Annotated in this window: 16 protein-coding genes and 1 tRNA gene; 8 read left to right on the top strand and 9 right to left on the bottom strand. The window is 58.7% G+C overall.

The window, feature by feature from the left end:
* Window positions 1-44: 44 nt before the first annotated feature.
* A complete protein-coding gene (gene purH / locus ACWUI2_RS14090) occupies window positions 45-1,592 on the bottom strand; it encodes a bifunctional phosphoribosylaminoimidazolecarboxamide formyltransferase/IMP cyclohydrolase (RefSeq protein WP_486983491.1) in 1,548 nt (515 codons plus the stop codon).
* A 254-nt stretch (window positions 1,593-1,846) separates the two neighbouring features.
* Between purH and ACWUI2_RS14085 the strand changes: the two genes are divergently transcribed.
* The 5 genes from ACWUI2_RS14085 to ACWUI2_RS14065 all read left to right on the top strand — a co-directional run bounded on the left by ACWUI2_RS14085 (window position 1,847) and on the right by ACWUI2_RS14065 (window position 7,186).
* Window positions 1,847-3,148, top strand: coding sequence for an MFS transporter (locus tag ACWUI2_RS14085; RefSeq protein WP_486983490.1), 1,302 nt, complete (start codon window positions 1,847-1,849; stop codon window positions 3,146-3,148).
* 69 nt (window positions 3,149-3,217) lie between these two features.
* Window positions 3,218-4,204 (top strand): sensor histidine kinase, encoded by a 987-nt coding sequence (locus ACWUI2_RS14080; protein ID WP_486983489.1) that lies wholly within the window; start codon window positions 3,218-3,220, stop codon window positions 4,202-4,204.
* A gap of 230 nt (window positions 4,205-4,434) precedes the next feature.
* The gene (locus ACWUI2_RS14075) at window positions 4,435-5,367 is read left to right on the top strand and encodes a ParA family protein (protein WP_486983488.1); all 933 of its coding nucleotides are present in this window, start codon (window positions 4,435-4,437) and stop codon (window positions 5,365-5,367) included.
* A gap of 5 nt (window positions 5,368-5,372) precedes the next feature.
* On the top strand, window positions 5,373-6,323 hold the full coding sequence (locus ACWUI2_RS14070) for a hypothetical protein (protein WP_486983487.1): 951 nt from the start codon (window positions 5,373-5,375) through the stop codon (window positions 6,321-6,323).
* A gap of 50 nt (window positions 6,324-6,373) precedes the next feature.
* The gene (locus ACWUI2_RS14065) at window positions 6,374-7,186 is read left to right on the top strand and encodes a hypothetical protein (RefSeq protein WP_486983486.1); all 813 of its coding nucleotides are present in this window, start codon (window positions 6,374-6,376) and stop codon (window positions 7,184-7,186) included.
* 798 nt (window positions 7,187-7,984) lie between these two features.
* Here the strand turns inward: ACWUI2_RS14065 and ACWUI2_RS14060 are convergent.
* The 6 genes from ACWUI2_RS14060 to ACWUI2_RS14035 form a co-directional block, all read right to left on the bottom strand.
* Window positions 7,985-8,233 (bottom strand): type B 50S ribosomal protein L31, encoded by a 249-nt coding sequence (locus tag ACWUI2_RS14060; RefSeq protein WP_486983485.1) that lies wholly within the window; start codon window positions 8,231-8,233, stop codon window positions 7,985-7,987.
* Between the two features lie 22 nt (window positions 8,234-8,255).
* The gene (gene ykgO, locus ACWUI2_RS14055) at window positions 8,256-8,381 is read right to left on the bottom strand and encodes a type B 50S ribosomal protein L36 (protein WP_486983484.1); all 126 of its coding nucleotides are present in this window, start codon (window positions 8,379-8,381) and stop codon (window positions 8,256-8,258) included.
* 87 nt (window positions 8,382-8,468) lie between these two features.
* Entirely contained in the window at window positions 8,469-9,029 is a 561-nt protein-coding gene (locus ACWUI2_RS14050; RefSeq protein WP_486983483.1) for a YqgE/AlgH family protein, read from the bottom strand.
* Between the two features lie 130 nt (window positions 9,030-9,159).
* The gene (gene lpxB, locus ACWUI2_RS14045; protein WP_486983482.1) at window positions 9,160-10,335 is read right to left on the bottom strand and encodes a lipid-A-disaccharide synthase; all 1,176 of its coding nucleotides are present in this window, start codon (window positions 10,333-10,335) and stop codon (window positions 9,160-9,162) included.
* An 11-nt stretch (window positions 10,336-10,346) separates the two neighbouring features.
* On the bottom strand, window positions 10,347-11,294 hold the full coding sequence (locus ACWUI2_RS14040) for a Gfo/Idh/MocA family oxidoreductase (RefSeq protein WP_486983481.1): 948 nt from the start codon (window positions 11,292-11,294) through the stop codon (window positions 10,347-10,349).
* 353 nt (window positions 11,295-11,647) lie between these two features.
* Entirely contained in the window at window positions 11,648-12,562 is a 915-nt protein-coding gene (locus ACWUI2_RS14035; RefSeq protein ID WP_486983480.1) for a 2-dehydropantoate 2-reductase, read from the bottom strand.
* 136 nt (window positions 12,563-12,698) lie between these two features.
* Here ACWUI2_RS14035 and ACWUI2_RS14030 point away from each other — a divergent pair, with 136 nt between their 5' ends.
* Complete coding sequence (locus ACWUI2_RS14030; protein WP_486983479.1) at window positions 12,699-13,454, top strand: M14 family metallopeptidase; 756 nt, start codon at window positions 12,699-12,701, stop codon at window positions 13,452-13,454.
* A gap of 130 nt (window positions 13,455-13,584) precedes the next feature.
* On the opposite strand, the gene ACWUI2_RS14025 is transcribed toward ACWUI2_RS14030, so the two are convergent.
* Both ACWUI2_RS14025 and ACWUI2_RS14020 read right to left on the bottom strand, forming a co-directional pair.
* Window positions 13,585-14,391, bottom strand: a complete 807-nt coding sequence (locus ACWUI2_RS14025; RefSeq protein ID WP_486983478.1) for an RluA family pseudouridine synthase — start codon at window positions 14,389-14,391, stop codon at window positions 13,585-13,587.
* 36 nt (window positions 14,392-14,427) lie between these two features.
* A complete protein-coding gene (locus ACWUI2_RS14020) occupies window positions 14,428-15,222 on the bottom strand; it encodes an SDR family NAD(P)-dependent oxidoreductase (RefSeq protein WP_486983477.1) in 795 nt (264 codons plus the stop codon).
* A gap of 98 nt (window positions 15,223-15,320) precedes the next feature.
* Between ACWUI2_RS14020 and hpf the strand changes: the two genes are divergently transcribed.
* Together hpf and ACWUI2_RS14010 are read left to right on the top strand one after the other, a co-directional pair.
* Complete coding sequence (gene hpf / locus ACWUI2_RS14015) at window positions 15,321-15,689, top strand: ribosome hibernation-promoting factor, HPF/YfiA family (protein WP_486983476.1); 369 nt, start codon at window positions 15,321-15,323, stop codon at window positions 15,687-15,689.
* 191 nt (window positions 15,690-15,880) lie between these two features.
* Window positions 15,881-15,957 (top strand) — tRNA-Arg (locus ACWUI2_RS14010).
* Window positions 15,958-16,073: the final 116 nt, after the last annotated feature.

The following is a 16,073-nucleotide window of genomic DNA, read 5'->3' as shown; positions in this document are numbered from 1 at the left end:
AAGGTCGGAGACGGGTGCTCCCCGCCCCCTCCGCGTGATTCCGCTCAGTGGCGGAAATGACGGCGGCCGGTAAACACCATCGCGATATTCCGTTCGTTCGCCGCGTCGATCACTTCCTGGTCGCGGACCGATCCGCCCGGTTGCACCGCCGCGGTGGCACCCGCCTCGGCCGCGGCGACCAGGCCGTCGGCAAACGGGAAAAAGGCGTCGGACGCGATCACCGATCCTTTCAGATCGAGGCCCGCCTCCCCGGCCTTCCAAACCGCGATCTTCGAACTGTCGACCCGCGACATCTGTCCCGCGCCGACCCCGAGCGTCCGCTCCGGCCCCGCGTAAACGATCGCATTCGATTTGACGTGCTTCACGACTCGCCAGCCGAATTGAATTCCACGCCACTCTTCTTCAGTCGGCTGCCGCTTGGTCACCACCGTCCAACCGGCTTGTTTTACCGGTTGATCGCGGTCCTGCACCAACACACCGCCGATGACCGACCGCATTTCCTGCAACGAATCGGCGCCGATCCCCCCTTTCACCGTCATCAAACGGAGGTTTTTCTTCTTCCCGAAGATCTCCCGGGCGGCCTCGCTGAATCCGGGTGCGATGATCACCTCGGAAAAAATCTCCCGGATGGCCATGGCCACTTTTTCATCCACCGTCTGATTCATGACGATGATCCCGCCGAAAGGCGCCTGCCGGTCGGTGGCGAAGGCGTTTTCCCAGGCATCGGCCAACGTGTCGGCGCTGGCTACACCGCACGGGTTGGTGTGCTTCAAGATCGCCACCGTCGGACGTTCGAATTCCCCGATCAGGTAAGTCGCGGCGGTGATGTCGATGATGTTGTTGTAGCTGAGTTCCTTCCCCTGCAATTGCTCGAAGTGATCGAAGAAATTGCCGTAAAGGGCGGCCTGCTGGTGCGGATTTTCCCCGTAACGCAGATCTTTCGCTTTCGGCAGAGAAATCTGCCAGGTTTTCGGCAAACCGGACAATTCGTCCGCCTCGGGAGCACCGCTCAGTTCCCCTTGAAGGTAACGCGAGATCGCCTCGTCGTAGGCCGAGGTGCGCCGAAAGACCTTCAAGGCCAACTCCCGGCGGACCTGCTGCAGGGCCTTCGCGTCACCCATCGCCGCCAGGACCCGATCGTAATCGGATGGATCACAGACAACCGTCACGCTCTCATGGTTCTTCGCCGCGCTCCGCAACATGGATGGACCGCCGATGTCGATGTTTTCGATCGCGTCTTCGAAAGTGACGTCCCGCTTGGCGACGGTCTGTTCGAATGGATACAAATTGACCACCACCAAATCGATCAGGGCGATGCCGTTTTCGGCGGCCTGGCGGAGATGATCGTCGTTGTCCCGCCGGCAAAGCAAACCTCCGTGGATCTTCGGATGGAGGGTCTTGACCCGTCCTTCCATGATTTCGGGCGAACCGGTGTGCTCACTGACCTCCGTCACCGGCAAACCGCTCTCGGCCAGCAACCGGGCGGTCCCCCCAGTCGACAACAGCCGATAGCCATGTTTCTCCACCAACGCCTTGGCGAAAGGCGCCAAACCGCTTTTATCGCTCACGGAAAGAAGGGCGAATTTATCCATCCTTCCCTTTCTCTCCCTGAGGCAAATCATAGCAAGCCAAAAGGCAACGAATTGGATCGCGATTCCACGCCCGAAATCCCTCAAGCCCCGAAGGGGCGAAATCCAACAGCCCTGGGCAACGCCCTGGGTGTCCGGCGGTCACCGTAAAAAACAGCCCTGAAAGGGCGACATAGGCTACCGCAATCGAAACGCCGGAAACTCGTCGGAACGAAGGCCGCTCTTGCCTCCCCGGGAGGGATGGTTTGAATCAATCAATGTCCCACACCGCCAACAGGCTGAGACACCTGTTCCGGACGTTCCGCTATCGGAATTACCGGCTCTTTTTCTTCGGCCAATCGATTTCCCTCACCGGACATTGGATGACGCTCGCCGCGATGGGCTGGCTGGTCTACCGCCTCACCGGCGATCCGTTCATGCTCGGATTAATCGGCTTTTGCCTGCACATTCCAACTTTTCTCCTTTCGCCGATGGGTGGGGCGCTGAGCGATCGCCTCGACCGGAGAAAGGTCATGATGGCCTGCTTCACCGTCAACATGACCACCATGCTTCTGCTCGCCACGGTGACCCTCTCCGGTTCCGTCGAGGTCTGGCACGCGTTGACGGCATGCGCGGTGCTCGGAACCACCAAAGCGTTCGAGATGCCGGCCCGTCAGGCGTTGGTAGCCAACGTGGTCGAACACCGGGAAAACCTTTCCAACGCGATCGCCTTGAACTCCTCGGTCTTCCACGGAGCCCGCCTCACCGGACCGATGCTGGCGGGAGGTTTGATCATTCCTTTCGCGGGAGAGTTCGGCGAAGGAATCTGCTTCCTGCTCGACGGACTGAGCTACGTGGCGGCCCTGCTGGCTTTGTCGGCGATTCGAATGAAAAGCACCACCTCCTCCGCCCCGCGCAAGCCATTGTTGACCGAAATCGCCGACGGATTCCGTTACGCCGTCGGATTCGCCCCGGTCAGGGCGTTGTTGATGCTCACCGGAGCGCTCGCTTTCTTCGGCCTTCCCTACTCGACGCTTCTCCCGGTTTTCGCGGAGAAGATCCTCCAAGGCGGCTCGGGAACGTTTGGCATTTTATTATCAGCCGGCGGCATCGGCGCCTTGGGAGGGGCTATTTTCCTCGCTTCGCGCCCCTCCGTCCTCGGCCTCGGACGCCTGATCACCTGGAATGTCGTGGTCTTCGGTCTTTGTATCATCCTGTTCAGTCAATCGACCCGATTGTGGCTTTCGGTGCCGTTGCTGATGGCCGCCGGCTGCGCCAACATCATTGTGATGGTCGGAGCGAACACCGTGATCCAGACATTGGTCGACGACGAACGCCGAGGAAGGGTCATGAGCCTCTTCGGCATGACCTTCATGGGGGCGATGCCGGTCGGCGCACTGCTGTTCGGGAAAGCCGGAAAACTTTTCGGCGTTCCGCCGGTGATCGTCACCGGCGCCTCGATTTGCATCCTCGCCGGCATCGCCTTCGCGATCAGCCTCCCCGCTCTACGCCGCCAGGCCCGTCCCGTTTACGTGGCCCGGGGAATTCTCGCCCCCGAAAGGCCGGCCGACATGCGGTGATTCCCCCGACCTCCGCCCCCCGCGTTCAGCCTTTGACAGGCGCCGGGAGTTGGAAAAGGATACCGGCGCATGACTCTTCCGCCATCGACTTCCGCCGCCCGCGCGCTTGCTCCCGAAACACTGAAAAACTATCGCTCGACCCGTTATAAAGGAGACGATGTGTGCGTGAGCCTTTCCGAGATCGGCCCCCGCGACCAAGTCCGCATCCGGGAGATCTACGATGCGCTACGGGAATTGTTCACCGTGACCGCCGAGTCGACGGCCGACGCCCCCGCCGGCTTCGCCGCAGACGGCAAGGCGGCGGCCCTCATCCGAGCGGCGCGCGATCTCGGAAACGACACCCCCCGGACCTCGCCTGACCTTTGGCAGGCCCTCCACGATATCCGGGGCGGCGCGCTGACCGCCCTCCTCGGCCGTCTTCAGTTGGTGGAGGCCGGGATCTCCGTCGCGGAACAGGCCCGGCCCATTTTCCTGCTCGCCCGGGATCATCTGAAGATCATGCGCAACACCCTCCTGGAAATCGACGATCCGGCCCGTACCCGCGACATGGAGACGAAACCCCATAGCGCGAAACTTCTCGCGGAAAAATGGCGGGACGCCGAAATGTTCGCGGGCGGACGGAAAATCCACTTTCACTTCGAATCCGATTTCGACGGCGACATCTCGGAACGGTGCATCGAATTCGGCAGTCTCGACCGGGTGCTTTACAATCTCGTCAACAACGCCGCCCGGCACGCCTCGGAACCGGTCGTCGGGATCCGTTGTCTGACGATGCCGGGCGAAGGGCAACCGAATCTCCGGTTCGTCGTGGCGAACTCGATCGCCCCGGAGCAAGCGCACGCCCTCAACACTTCCCTCGGCGATTCTCTAGAGGGGATTTTCGCCAACAATTTCAGCACGACCGGATCAGGCCTCGGCCTCGAAATCTGCCGGTTAATCGTGGCGAACGCCTTTGGGGTTCCCACCCCCGACCAAGCCGTCCGCGACGGTTACCTCGGGGCGACGATTCGGCAAAATTCATTTTTGTCATGGTTCCATTGGCCGATCCTGGCCTGACCAAAGGATCAAATCGTGTAATAGGTTCCGCCGTTCCCAATCCCCGAATCCCCCGCCGCTGCCTCCCGCCCGGGAACCCGGGAAAATCCGTTTTACAGTTGTTTAACACGGGGTTTTCTCATTGAGGCAAAGCTACTTGTGTAATCCCAACTCCCCCCGGAATCGACGGCGACAATTTCCAACTTGTTGAATTCCTCAATTTGTTGTTTTTTTTGTATTAAGAAACACCCATGGCGCGAAAAATCAGTTTCATTAATTACAAAGGTGGCGTTGGAAAGACTTCCGTCATCGTCAACCTCGCCGCCTGCTTGGCCCACAAGGGCCACCGGGTCTTATTGGTCGATTTTGACGCCCAATCCAACGCCAGCATTTGGATGATGCGGCTGGAACGATGGAATGTCCTGAACAACCAACCGACCGGTTCGGTTTATTCCATCTTCGATTGTCCGGGCGCCCACCTGCGGGACTCGGTCCAAAAGAGTGTGCTGGAGGACCGCAATGGGGTCAAATTGCTCCCCAATCTCGATCTGATTCCGACCACGTTCCGTCTGATCGATCTGGAACACGAATACAAGGCCGACTCCTCCCGCCCCCCCTACACCATTTTCCGCGACCAGTTGGCGGAGATCGAAGGAGACTACGATTTCATCCTTTTCGATTGCCCCCCCAACGTCCTGCGCGCCTCCCAGTGCGCCATGTTTTCGAGCGACGAAATCTACGTCCCCTCCAATCCCGACGCCCTCAGCCTCATCGGCTTCACCCTTTTCGTCGACAAACTCGTCCAGTTCCAAGAGCTTTCCGCCAGCTTCCGCAAACCCGGCATGAATCCCCCGGCCGAGGTCCAAGGCATCATCTTCAACTCGGTCAAGACAAACGTCGACATCGAGGTACCCAAAATGCGGATGCAATTTCGCCTGAACCAATTCCGGAATCAAAAGAAAGCCGCCCGCAACGCCAAGATTTTCAATACGGTGATCCGCGACGCGATCATCGTGCGCCGGTCGGTGACGCTCGGACTCCCGGTCATCCTCGTCGGACAACAGTCAGCCACCGAAAACGTGGCGGATGACTACCTTCAGCTCACCGACGAATTGATCAACCAAGCCGCCGCCCGCGAATCACTTTCACCCGAACGTTCCGATTCAGTTCAACGTCCATTCTGATCCCCATGAGCAACAAACTTCCCGACCGTCCCGCCTACACCTACACCGCCGACGACTGGAACCAACTCCGAGCCCATTTCATGGGTTCGATCCTCGTCGATATCCATCTCCACAAATTGGCCCAGAACATCGGCCTCTCCTGGCCCGCCAAAGGAAAAGACGAAACCCCCGCGAAATATCTCGAATACAGCTTCGAGGAATTGAGCACCACCTCCACCCTCGCCGCCCAACCGGCCCGCCTCCAACTCCTGCTCGACATCCTGAAGGAGACCGCCTCCTTCGACGATCCTTTCCAGGAGATGATCGACAACTCCCCCGATCCGTCCCAGACGGCGGCCGCCAGCGACAAACTCCTGCTGAAGCTCTCGATCCCGCCCGATTTCCCATTGGAATTCACCGCCCTTTCCCCCGAAACGAAATCGCTTTGCCACGGCGAAGGGGCGGTCACCATCGGACAATGCGTCGCGTTGTTCCAGCGGATGGCCCAAAACGTCATCCTCGGCGGAGAGATCCGTCACCTGTTGAACTGCCTGGCTCACGGAGACGAAGCCGGCCTCGCCTCCTTTCTCCCCCTCCGGGCCGGCGCCCGCGGCCTTCACCTCGCCGAAGCGATCGGGTTGATGATCCGCAACTTGCCCGAAACGGAACGAATCGCCTGCTTGGTCTCGACTTCCGCCACCGCGGAAGCGATTGCCGCGGAAGAAAGCCTGCTCCGGCAAATTCCCCAACTCCTCGAATGGTTTCCCACCGAAGCCATTAAATTGAAAGAAACCGTTTTCATGGAGGAATCCGTGGAACGCTACTTCCACTCCCTCAACGATCCCGCGCTAGAACAAGCCGCCGCGCGCATCGCCCAACACTTTTTCAAACCGCCTCCGCCGGAACCGGTCATTGAAGAAGAAAAGCCGGCCGGTTTATTCCAACGGGTCGCCGGTTTCTTCGGTTCAAAACGATAAAAACCGTCCGGTCCACACACTTCGTCTCATTCACTCGAACACCTTCAGCCATGATCAATCCGATTAAACCATTCTATTCCCGGAAAAACTCGCAACCCAAAGCGGCCCGCGCCGCCAGCGTCACGGAGAATGGGAACCGGTCGGAACGACCCTCCGACGCCCCCCCGTCCGGACGCATGGCTCCCAAATGTCTTCCGCCGTTGAAGAGTCTTCCCAAGCCTCCTGTCCAAAAGAAACTGCGGCTCGTTCTGGAGCGGACCGAGGCGGGCGATTCTTCAACCCTCGTGGTTGAAAACCGGGCTTATCCCGGAGAAAGCGCCCGCGCCGCCGCCTTGAGCGACCGCGAACGCGCCCTGTTTCTCCAGGAGATTGAATTCGAAGAACTCCGCCGCCGGGCCGCGCAAACCGAAAAAATCGGGGCGGAACGGGAGCGCAACCTTCGCGAACTCGAAGCCCTCCTCCGCGCCCGCGAACTCGTCCTCGAAGAACGCGAAAAACGGATGGCCCAATCGTCCGCCTCATCCGAATCGAGCCCGGCCATGGTCGAATTGAAACGGGCTCTCGACCAACGCGAAAAAACCCTCAAGGAAGCCCAACTCGAACTGGAGACCCGGGAAGCCGACATCCGGGCTCGCGAAAAACACCTGCTCGACGCCGACGCCATGATGCGCCTGAAAGAGGAACTCGAACGGCGCGAAGAGGAACTTAAAGCCGGACAACTCGCCCTGCGCGAACGGGAAGAATTCCTCGAACACAGCGAAAACCTCCTTTGCGAAAAGGGACAGATGCTCGTGGAACGGGAAACCCAACTCGATCAGCGCGAAGACGAACTCAACGCCCGACTCAGCGCCGCCGAAACCTGAGCACCACCGTTCTCGCTCCGCTTTCTTAGTCCTTCACTATCCCCCACTCACCGATCCGGCTCCGGCCGGTTCGTTTTTTTATTCACTTCGCAGAAGGAACCGAAGCCATGGCAAAATAATGGATGGCAAAATCATCTCCCGATCCACTACCCTCCTGATCAGCAATGATTCTGCCACCAATAATTTTGTCCAATCCCCGTCTCCCCCGGCCTCCCTGAAAGCCATGGCAAAATCATTTACCGATCCACTACCCTCCTGATCAGCAATGATTCTGCCACCAATAATTTTGTCCAATCCCCGTCTCCCCCGGCCTCCCTGAAAGCCATGGCAAAATCATCTACCGATCCACTGCCCTCCTGATCAGCAATGATTCTGCCACCAATAATTTTGTCCAATCCCCGTCTCCCCCGGCCTCCCTGAAAGCCATGGCAAAATCATGGGTGGCAAAATCATCTCCCGATCCACTGCCCTCCTGATCAGCAATGATTCTGCCCGGCAATGATTTTGTCCAATCCCCGTCTCCCGACTTCCCTTTCTCTCCTTCGTTCCCTTCTGTAAAACCGAACAAATTCGTTCCACAGAAAGAACCAAAGCCTTGGCAAAATCATCTACCGATCCACTGTCCTCCTGATCAGCAATGATTCTGCCCGGCAATGATTTTGTCCAAGCCCCGTCGCCCCCGGCTTCCCTTCCTCTCCTTCGCTCCCTTCTGTCAAACCATCCGTACGCGAAACAGCCGCCATTCGAATCCCTTCGAACGGCGGCCGTTGAATTTAAAAACTATCGACAGTCTCCTGCTTAACCGCGCTGACGACGGAATTTGCTGGTGAACTTTTCGACGCGTCCGGCGGTGTCGATCAAACGCTTTTCGCCGGTGTAGGCCGGATGCGAATCCGAAGTCACGTCGCGAAGCACGACGAAATACTCAACCCCGTCGATGGTCTCCTTGCGGGAGGACCGCATGGTCGACTGAGTCAGAAATCGCTTGCCGGACGACACATCGACGAAGGCGACCGGGTTCAGTTTAGGATGAATATCTTGTTTCACGACGGCTCCGTTGAACGGTTGATTAACCTTGGCGCGCCTTGAAGCGCGGGTTGCTTTTACAAATGACATAAACCCGCCCGCGACGGCGGACAACTTGGCAGTCGGGATGCCGGGTTTTTGCGGACTTCAATGAAGATACAACTTTCATAAGGGGACCAAAGAAGTCCAAAAGGATACCACTGTCAATGAATTGTTGGGGAAATTCGCGAGGAATTTTCCCGATGATCCCCCATCCTCAATTCAACCCCGGATCCTCCGGAGCTTCGGCCTGGACTTTCATTGCGGGACTGACCTCCGCCACGATTTTCTTCCAGAGCCTGGTCCCGTCCTTCTCCTCCAAACGCTCGTTGTCGACCGTCGAAACCACCCACGATTGATGAGCGATCTCCTCCTCCAATTGCCCCTTCCCCCACCCCGCGTAACCGAGGAACGCGCGCACTTCATAACCGCCTTCGGCCAGCAACCGGCGGGCATGTTCCGGGTCGATTCCGTAAGCGAGGCGGAAAACCGACTCCTCCGGCGACCACTTCCACGCCAGGAAAACCAACTCGGCCGCGGCGACCGGCCCCCCTTCATGCAACGGAACCTCCCCCAACGGTTCTCCGGCAAATTCCGGATCGAATTCCCCCAAACTCTTTCCCAGCGATCGATTGAGGATCGTTCCGATCGCCCCGTCTTCGTCCGTGTGGGACGAAATCAATACCACCGTCCGCCGGAAATTCGGGTCGAACAACCCGGGATGGGCCACGACCAAAGCTCCGGAAAGGTTGGATGGCGTGGGGAATGATGGTGTCATACGATGTTCCATTGAAACAAGCCGGCTCCAAGCGAACCGGTCGACTCCAACACAAAATCCGGAATCCGCCGGATCGCAATCCTTTTGATCGGAAGGGAAACCACGAGGACCGACCGGATCTGCGGGATCTCTACGCCGTCCCTTCCGACAACCGCCGTTCCAGCCAGGCGTCGATCGTCTCTGCGCTCGGCGCGGACAGCACCTGCCGCAATCGTTCCGCGTCCCGCCGCGTTTCGTCCAACCGCTCCGGCGACTCCAAGCATTGCCGCATTTCCCGGACCAACGCCCGCGGACTAGCCTCCCCTTGGATGTATTCCGGATACATCGGCTTTTCCAAGAGCAAGTTGCAAATACCGAGATACGGAATTTTGAGCACCATCCGGCCGATCATATAAGTGAACCAATTCACCCGATAAGCGATCACCCCGGGGATCCCCGCCAACGCGCAGGACAAAGACATCGTCCCCGAACTGGTCAAAACCGCCCGCGCTCCGAAACGGCCGTCTTTCTCCCGCAAGTCAATGGCCGCAGCCAAATCAGGCCGACGCTCCAGTTCCGCCTCCAGGATCTGCAGAATCGTCCCATCGGGATACACCACCACCGCCCGCTGCCCCGGCATTTTCCGCCGCAACTCCGCGAACGCATCCAGGAGCACCGGGAAAATCCGCGCCACCGCGATCCGCCGACTCCCCGGCAACAACAACAACGGTCCTTCCGGATCATACCAGAGCGACGGCTCAAAATCGGTCGAAAGAAACGGATGCCCGACGAACTCCACCGGTAGCTCCGTGTCTGAATAACTGCCGACTTCGAACGGAAAAATCACCGCCGCTCCATCGAGCATCCTCGCCATCGAAAACCGGCGCTTTCCCTTCCACGCCCAGATTTGCGGACTGATGTAATACAAGAGCGAGATGCCTCCGCCCCCTTTGCGGGACAAACCTTTCCGGTGCAACTCCCCGGCCAACCGAAGATTGAACCCCGGGTAATCGACGAAACAAACCGCCCGAGGCCGGTATTTCTCGATCCAATCGACCGAAGCCGTGAAGAGTTCCTTCAAATAACGGAGGTTCCGCACGACTTCCACCAGTCCGACCACCGCCGCCTGGGTCATGTCGTATAACACCTGAGCCCCCGCCTCCTCCAGGGCCGGACCGCCCAGCGCGGCGATTTTCAACCCCGGAGACCTGGCCAACAAAGCCCTGACCGCCAAGGCCGCGTGTTGATCGCCGGAGTGTTCCCCCACCACCAGTAACAGGTCAGGCGAACCATCCGTTGGCGGTGGCAATTCGATTCGATGCTTCATCGAGTCCTCCCTCAGGCGCCGCCGCGCCGCAATCCTTCACGGACTTGCTCCGTGATCGTGATCGCCACTTCCAAAGCCGATCGCCCCAGCGCGGCCCCGACTTTCGGATCTGTCGCCTGGCGGATGCTCTCCAAAAACGCCGCCAACTCCAATTTCAACGGCTCGTCCCGCTCGATCGGAATATCCTCCCGCTGCAGCGCCGCGCCGTCTTTCCGAATGAGGTGTCCGCTCTGGTTCATGAAATCGAGGGAAAGATAAGTCGAGGATTGGAAGACCCGCAGCTCCCGCAATTTTTTCAAACTGACCCGACTCGCGTTCAAATTGGCCACGCAACCGTTCTGGAAGACGATTCGGGCATTCGCGATATCTTCAGTCGTCGAGAGGACATTCACTCCGACGCTTTCGATCTTCTCCACCGGCGACTTCACCAACTGGAGAACGATACCGATATCGTGGATCATCAGATCGAGCACCACACCGACCTCCGTTCCGCGCGGCTGGAAGGGAGCCAATCGGTCGGCCATGATATACCGCGGGTGATCAACCGCATTCTCCAAAAAAGCCATCACCGGATTAAAATGCTCGATGTGCCCGACCTGCACGATCCGCTCATGCTTTTTCGCCGCGGAAAGAATCTCTTCCGCTTCCTCCAAGTTGATGCAAAGGGGCTTCTCGATCAACAAATGACAGCCAGCCTCCAGGAGCGGCAACGCCACCTGGCAATGCCGGTCGGTCGGAACCACCACGCTGACCGCATCGCAATGTTTTCCTAACTCCTCCAACGAAGTGAACCGCTCACAGTCATAAAGTCCGGCAACTTCCGCCGCCTTCGCGTCATCCACTTCATACAGTCCGGCCAGCTCACAACCCTCCAATCCGGAATAGATCCGCACATGATGCTGTCCCAAATAACCGGTGCCAGCCACCCCGACCCGTATCTTCTTCTGATTCTGCGCCATGCCTTACAAAGCCGCCCTCCCGAAAAAAGCGCAAGTTTCAAGTCGTGCGTTTCCGCCAGCTTGCGAACAAAAGACGCCACCTTTCCATTCGCGCCCCATCTTCCGCACCGCCTCTCCCCCCAACAAATCCCCTGCAGCGCCGAAAGGGCGAAATCCAACAGCCACAACACCGGCCGGAATCACCTCAAGCCTCGAAGGGGCGAATCCAACAGCCACAAAATCCGCCGGAATCACCTCAAGCCCCGAAGGGGCGAAATCCAGCAGCCCAGGGTAAAGCCCTGGGTCTGACAATCACGTGAAAACCAGCCCTGAAAGGGTGACATACCCTCCCGGCGCAAAGCCATACTGCGTCATCACCGGTTCTTCCCGCACAAAGTCTTCAGTAAAACATACAACATCGCCAAACGCGGCACCGCGACCCCAAGGACTTCGGCGCGGCGAAGGGCTTCGCCCCAGATCGCCTCCACTTCCACTTCCCGCTCCAATTGGAAATCGATCAGGCTCGACGGCTTGTAAGGTCCCATCGAATACGTGACTTCCAACTGACGCCGCAAAAACGTATCCTCGATCTCATGACCAGCCGCCCGGCCGATCGCCTGGATTTCCTTCATCAGTCCCAGGACTTCCCCTTCCATGCCGGACTGCGCCAACAGGGCTCGGGTGTCGATGCCGCCCGCCGCGATCGTCAGACCATTGAACGGCACGTTCCACACGAGTTTCCGCCACCGCGCCGCCGCCAGCGAGTCGGCTATCTGGCACTTTACCCCCGCTTCCGACCACATCTCGCCGAGCAACCGGGTCCGGTCCCGAGGCGCGCCGTCCCGCTCTCCGATCACGATATAACCCGGATAAAAACTTTTCACCACCCCGGGAGCCACCCGGTTCAAGCAAATAAAACAAAGCCCGCCGAGCACCCGCTCACCTCCGAAATGTCGACCGAGAAACTCCTCGTTTCCCAAACCGTTCTGCAACGTCAGGATCAACGTCTCCTCCTTCAACAGCGGCGGAATGATCTCCGGAAGCGACGCGTTCGCCGTCGCCTTCAATGCCACGATCACCAGGTCGCACGGACCTATTTCAGCGGTCGTCCCCGCGGCGGAAGCCGGATGAATGTGAATCACATCTTCCCCCTGCTCGATGCGTAACCCGTCGCGACGCACCGCTTCCAAATCGGATCGCATGAGAAAATGGACCTCGCGCCCGACCCGGGCCAGCAACCCTCCGTAATAACTCCCCACCGCCCCCGAGCCGACGATGGCGATCTTCATTTTTCTCTTCGACGCCCCCATGTGCCCCTCGAATTGACAGAAGAATCCGGGGAGGACAAAACGAAAATGAGTCTCATCCCGACCTGAAAAGCTTTACCCGCCGTCGAATACCCCCTATTGTTCCAAATACTGAGCCATGCCTTACTTCGGCAAAACAGTTTCGATCGAACCGGTGATAGACGACCTCTGCCGGGCGGCCCGCAGAAATGGATTTTCGGTGCGGACCTTGACCGAAGTCGAGGGTCTTCCTTGCCTCGCCTTTTCCCGCCCGGCCCTTCCCGGCAGAAAGACGGTTTACCTTTCAGCCGGAATCCACGGCGACGAACCGGCCGGCCCGCTCGCCCTCCTCGACCTCATCGAAGGAGATCTTTCCCGCGAAGTCGCCTGGAACATTTGTCCGGTTTTAAATCCCACCGGACTCAAGGCCGGGACCCGCAACAATTTCAACGACGTCGACCTCAACCGCGACTACCTTTCGTTGAAACAACCCGAAACCCGGGCTCACGTCGAGTGGTTGAGCGAACTCGACTGGATCGATCTGGCTCTCTTCCTCCACGAAGACTGGGAATCGAACGGCTTTTACGCCTTCGAGCTCAACCCCACCCCGGCCAAGTTCAGCGTCGCCCAAACGATGATCCACGCCGTCACCCCCTATTGTCCCATCGAACACGCTCCTGAAATCGACGGACACCCGATTCGCGGCGGCATCATCACCCCCGGTGAACGCGACCTCCGCCGCACCGACTGGCCCGAGGCCCTATATCTGTTCACCCACCACAACCGGCTCAACTACACGCTGGAGACCCCTTCCTCCTTCGCCCTTCACACCCGGGTCGAAGCCATGCGCGCCGCCGTCACCGCCGCCGTCGAAGCGGTCGCCGACGGCGATTGATCGGCGACCGGCCATGGGCTGGCCACGCGACGACACGAAACATCCACCGCTCCGCCCGAGGAACAACGTGGATGGAACATGGCTTTCGAGGCGGAAGCCTCTTGGCTATTAGACTAGGCTCAAGCCGGGCTCAGACCCCCAACAGCTGCTCCGGGTCCCTCAAACCGAGTCGCGTCACCAGAAATTCCCGCATATCGGCGACCAGAGGCGCCACGAACCGCCGCTCGAATCCCGGAGTCCGGAACTCCAACGAAAACGCGTGCAACGCCTGATGCCGGAGCGGGAGCGCCGCCGCCAATCGCTCCGTCCAACCATGCTCGATAAATTCGAGATACAACGTATCGTCCCGCCCGTAAATCTTATCGGCCACCACCGGATGTCCCAGCCAAAGCGCGTGGGCCCGGATTTGATGTTTCCGCCCGGTCACCGGCGCCACCTTCACCAACGAGAAACCATTCCCCGCAAAAAGCGGCTCGAAATACGTCTCCGCGCTCTGCGAACTGTTCGATCTGCGGACCGTTTGCTTGATGTAAACAGGACTCTCCAAATCCTTGGCCAAATGTTGCTTCACTCGGACCGGTTCCGCCATCTCCCCTTCAAGAATCGCCAGATAAGATTTGTCTACCTGACGGTTCTGAAAGGCCATTTGGGTCAACCGGGCATATTGCCGGTCCTTGGCCATCATCACCAGGCCGCTGGTTTCACGGTCGAGACGATGGACCAGATGAATCGTTTCCAATCCCCGGGATTCCCGACAGGCTCCCACCAGACTCGACCACGGACCGTTTTTCGAAGGATGGCAAACGATGTCGCCCGGCTTGTTCACCAGCAAGAGATGCTCATCCTCGTACAGGACCCACTCCTCCAGCTGCTCCGGCGCGATCAACGGCGCCGACGCACCCTCATTCTCCTCAGCGCCGACTCGCCCGGTCCCCATACCACCACGATTCCTATTCGAATTTTCGTCCATTGATCATTTTCCCTGATGTTGCTCCAACCGGAGCCGCCGCAACACTTTTCCACTCAACCGCGCCGCCAACGACTTCGGCAACAACGAAGAAGTCCCGGCGAGGCATTTGTTCAAATTCCCCGAAACGACCAGACCTTTCTTCCGCCCCAACGCGGCGAGTGCCGCCTCGACCACCTCATCGGCGGTTTGCCCCAGCCGGTCCGAGACCACCGGATGCTCGAAACCGGCCCGGCTGAAGAACTGCGTCGAAGTTGGTCCTGGACAGAGCGCCAACACATCGATCCCGTCCGGTCGCAACTCTTCGCGCAGCCCGAGGCTCCAATGTAACAAAAAAGCCTTGGTCGCTCCGTAGGACGCCATATAGGGCGTCGGCTGGAAGGCGGCGGTCGAGGCGACGTTGAGAATCGCCCCTCCCCGCGCCTTGATTTCCGGCAACAACAGCCCGGTCAGATGGACCACCGCCTTCACGTTGACCTCGATCATGTCGAGGGTATGTTCGAGCCCCGGTTCCGGGAAGTGACCGTAAGCACCGAAGCCGCTGTTGTTGATCAACAGGACTTTACCAGGCCGGTCCGCTAAAAACGCCCCAACCTCGCGCGCGGCGTTCTCCAATTGCTCCCGCCGGCCTAAATCGCACGGGATGTGGCGGAACGGAAAAATCGACGAATTTATCTCCGGTTTTTGCCGAGAAATATTGCAAAAGCCGATATCCCCCCCTAAACTTTGAATTCGGTGAATAAAAGAAGCTCCTATTCCCGAAGAACCCCCGGTCACGACCACTGTTTTTATTCCACGCATAGCGTGCCTCTCTCTGTTGCTGCTCCCCGCATTTTCCATAACGACACCGGTCCGATGTCGGACCACCGTCGTTCACCTAAAACGAAAGGAAGTCAAAAATGAAGAATAATGAGCTAATCATATCCGGACGTCACCTCGAACTCACCGATTCCTTGAAATATTTCGTAACCGAGAAGATGGAGAAACTCTTTCGACACGAAGACCGAATCCTCCGGATTCGCGTCGAATTGGACGCCGAAAGACTCCAGACGAAAGAGATGGTTTTTCGAGCGAAAGGAATCATCGAGATCACCGGCCCGGACATGGTGGCCTCGGAAACATCCGAAGACATGCACAAATCGATCGACCTCCTGGTGAACAAACTCGACCGGATGATCCGGCGGCGCTCACGGCTGAAGAAGGTCAAACGGAACCATCCTCATTCGGTCGAAATCCCGGCGATGCTGCCCAAAGTGGCAACCGCCTGACCACCTTGCTTGCTCAAACCCCGCCGCCTGCCTCGGATCAACCGAGGTCGGCGGCGAGGTCCAGCCCCGAATCGCCGCGAATCCGCGGCACTTATCCGGCTCGGGTGAACCCCGGCCGGATTTTTTTTCATTTTCCGGCAACTTCTTCTTGAAAAGCCCCGCGAACTGCCTCACCTTCTTTCCTTTCTGGAGCACCCGTAGCTCAATTGGATAGAGCGTCTGACTACGGATCAGAAGGTTTGGGGTTCGACTCCCTACGGGTGCGCCATTCAACTTTAAGGACTTATGACCGCAAGGACATGAGTCCTTTTTTTATGCGATTCCGCCTCCGTCTCACGAAATCGGGAAGGCCCCGTCAATGATCGACTCACGCTCCCAAAATCA

This window comes from Verruconatronum alginivorum (assembly GCF_056590205.1).
This window is presented reverse-complemented; position numbering and strand designations above follow the sequence as displayed.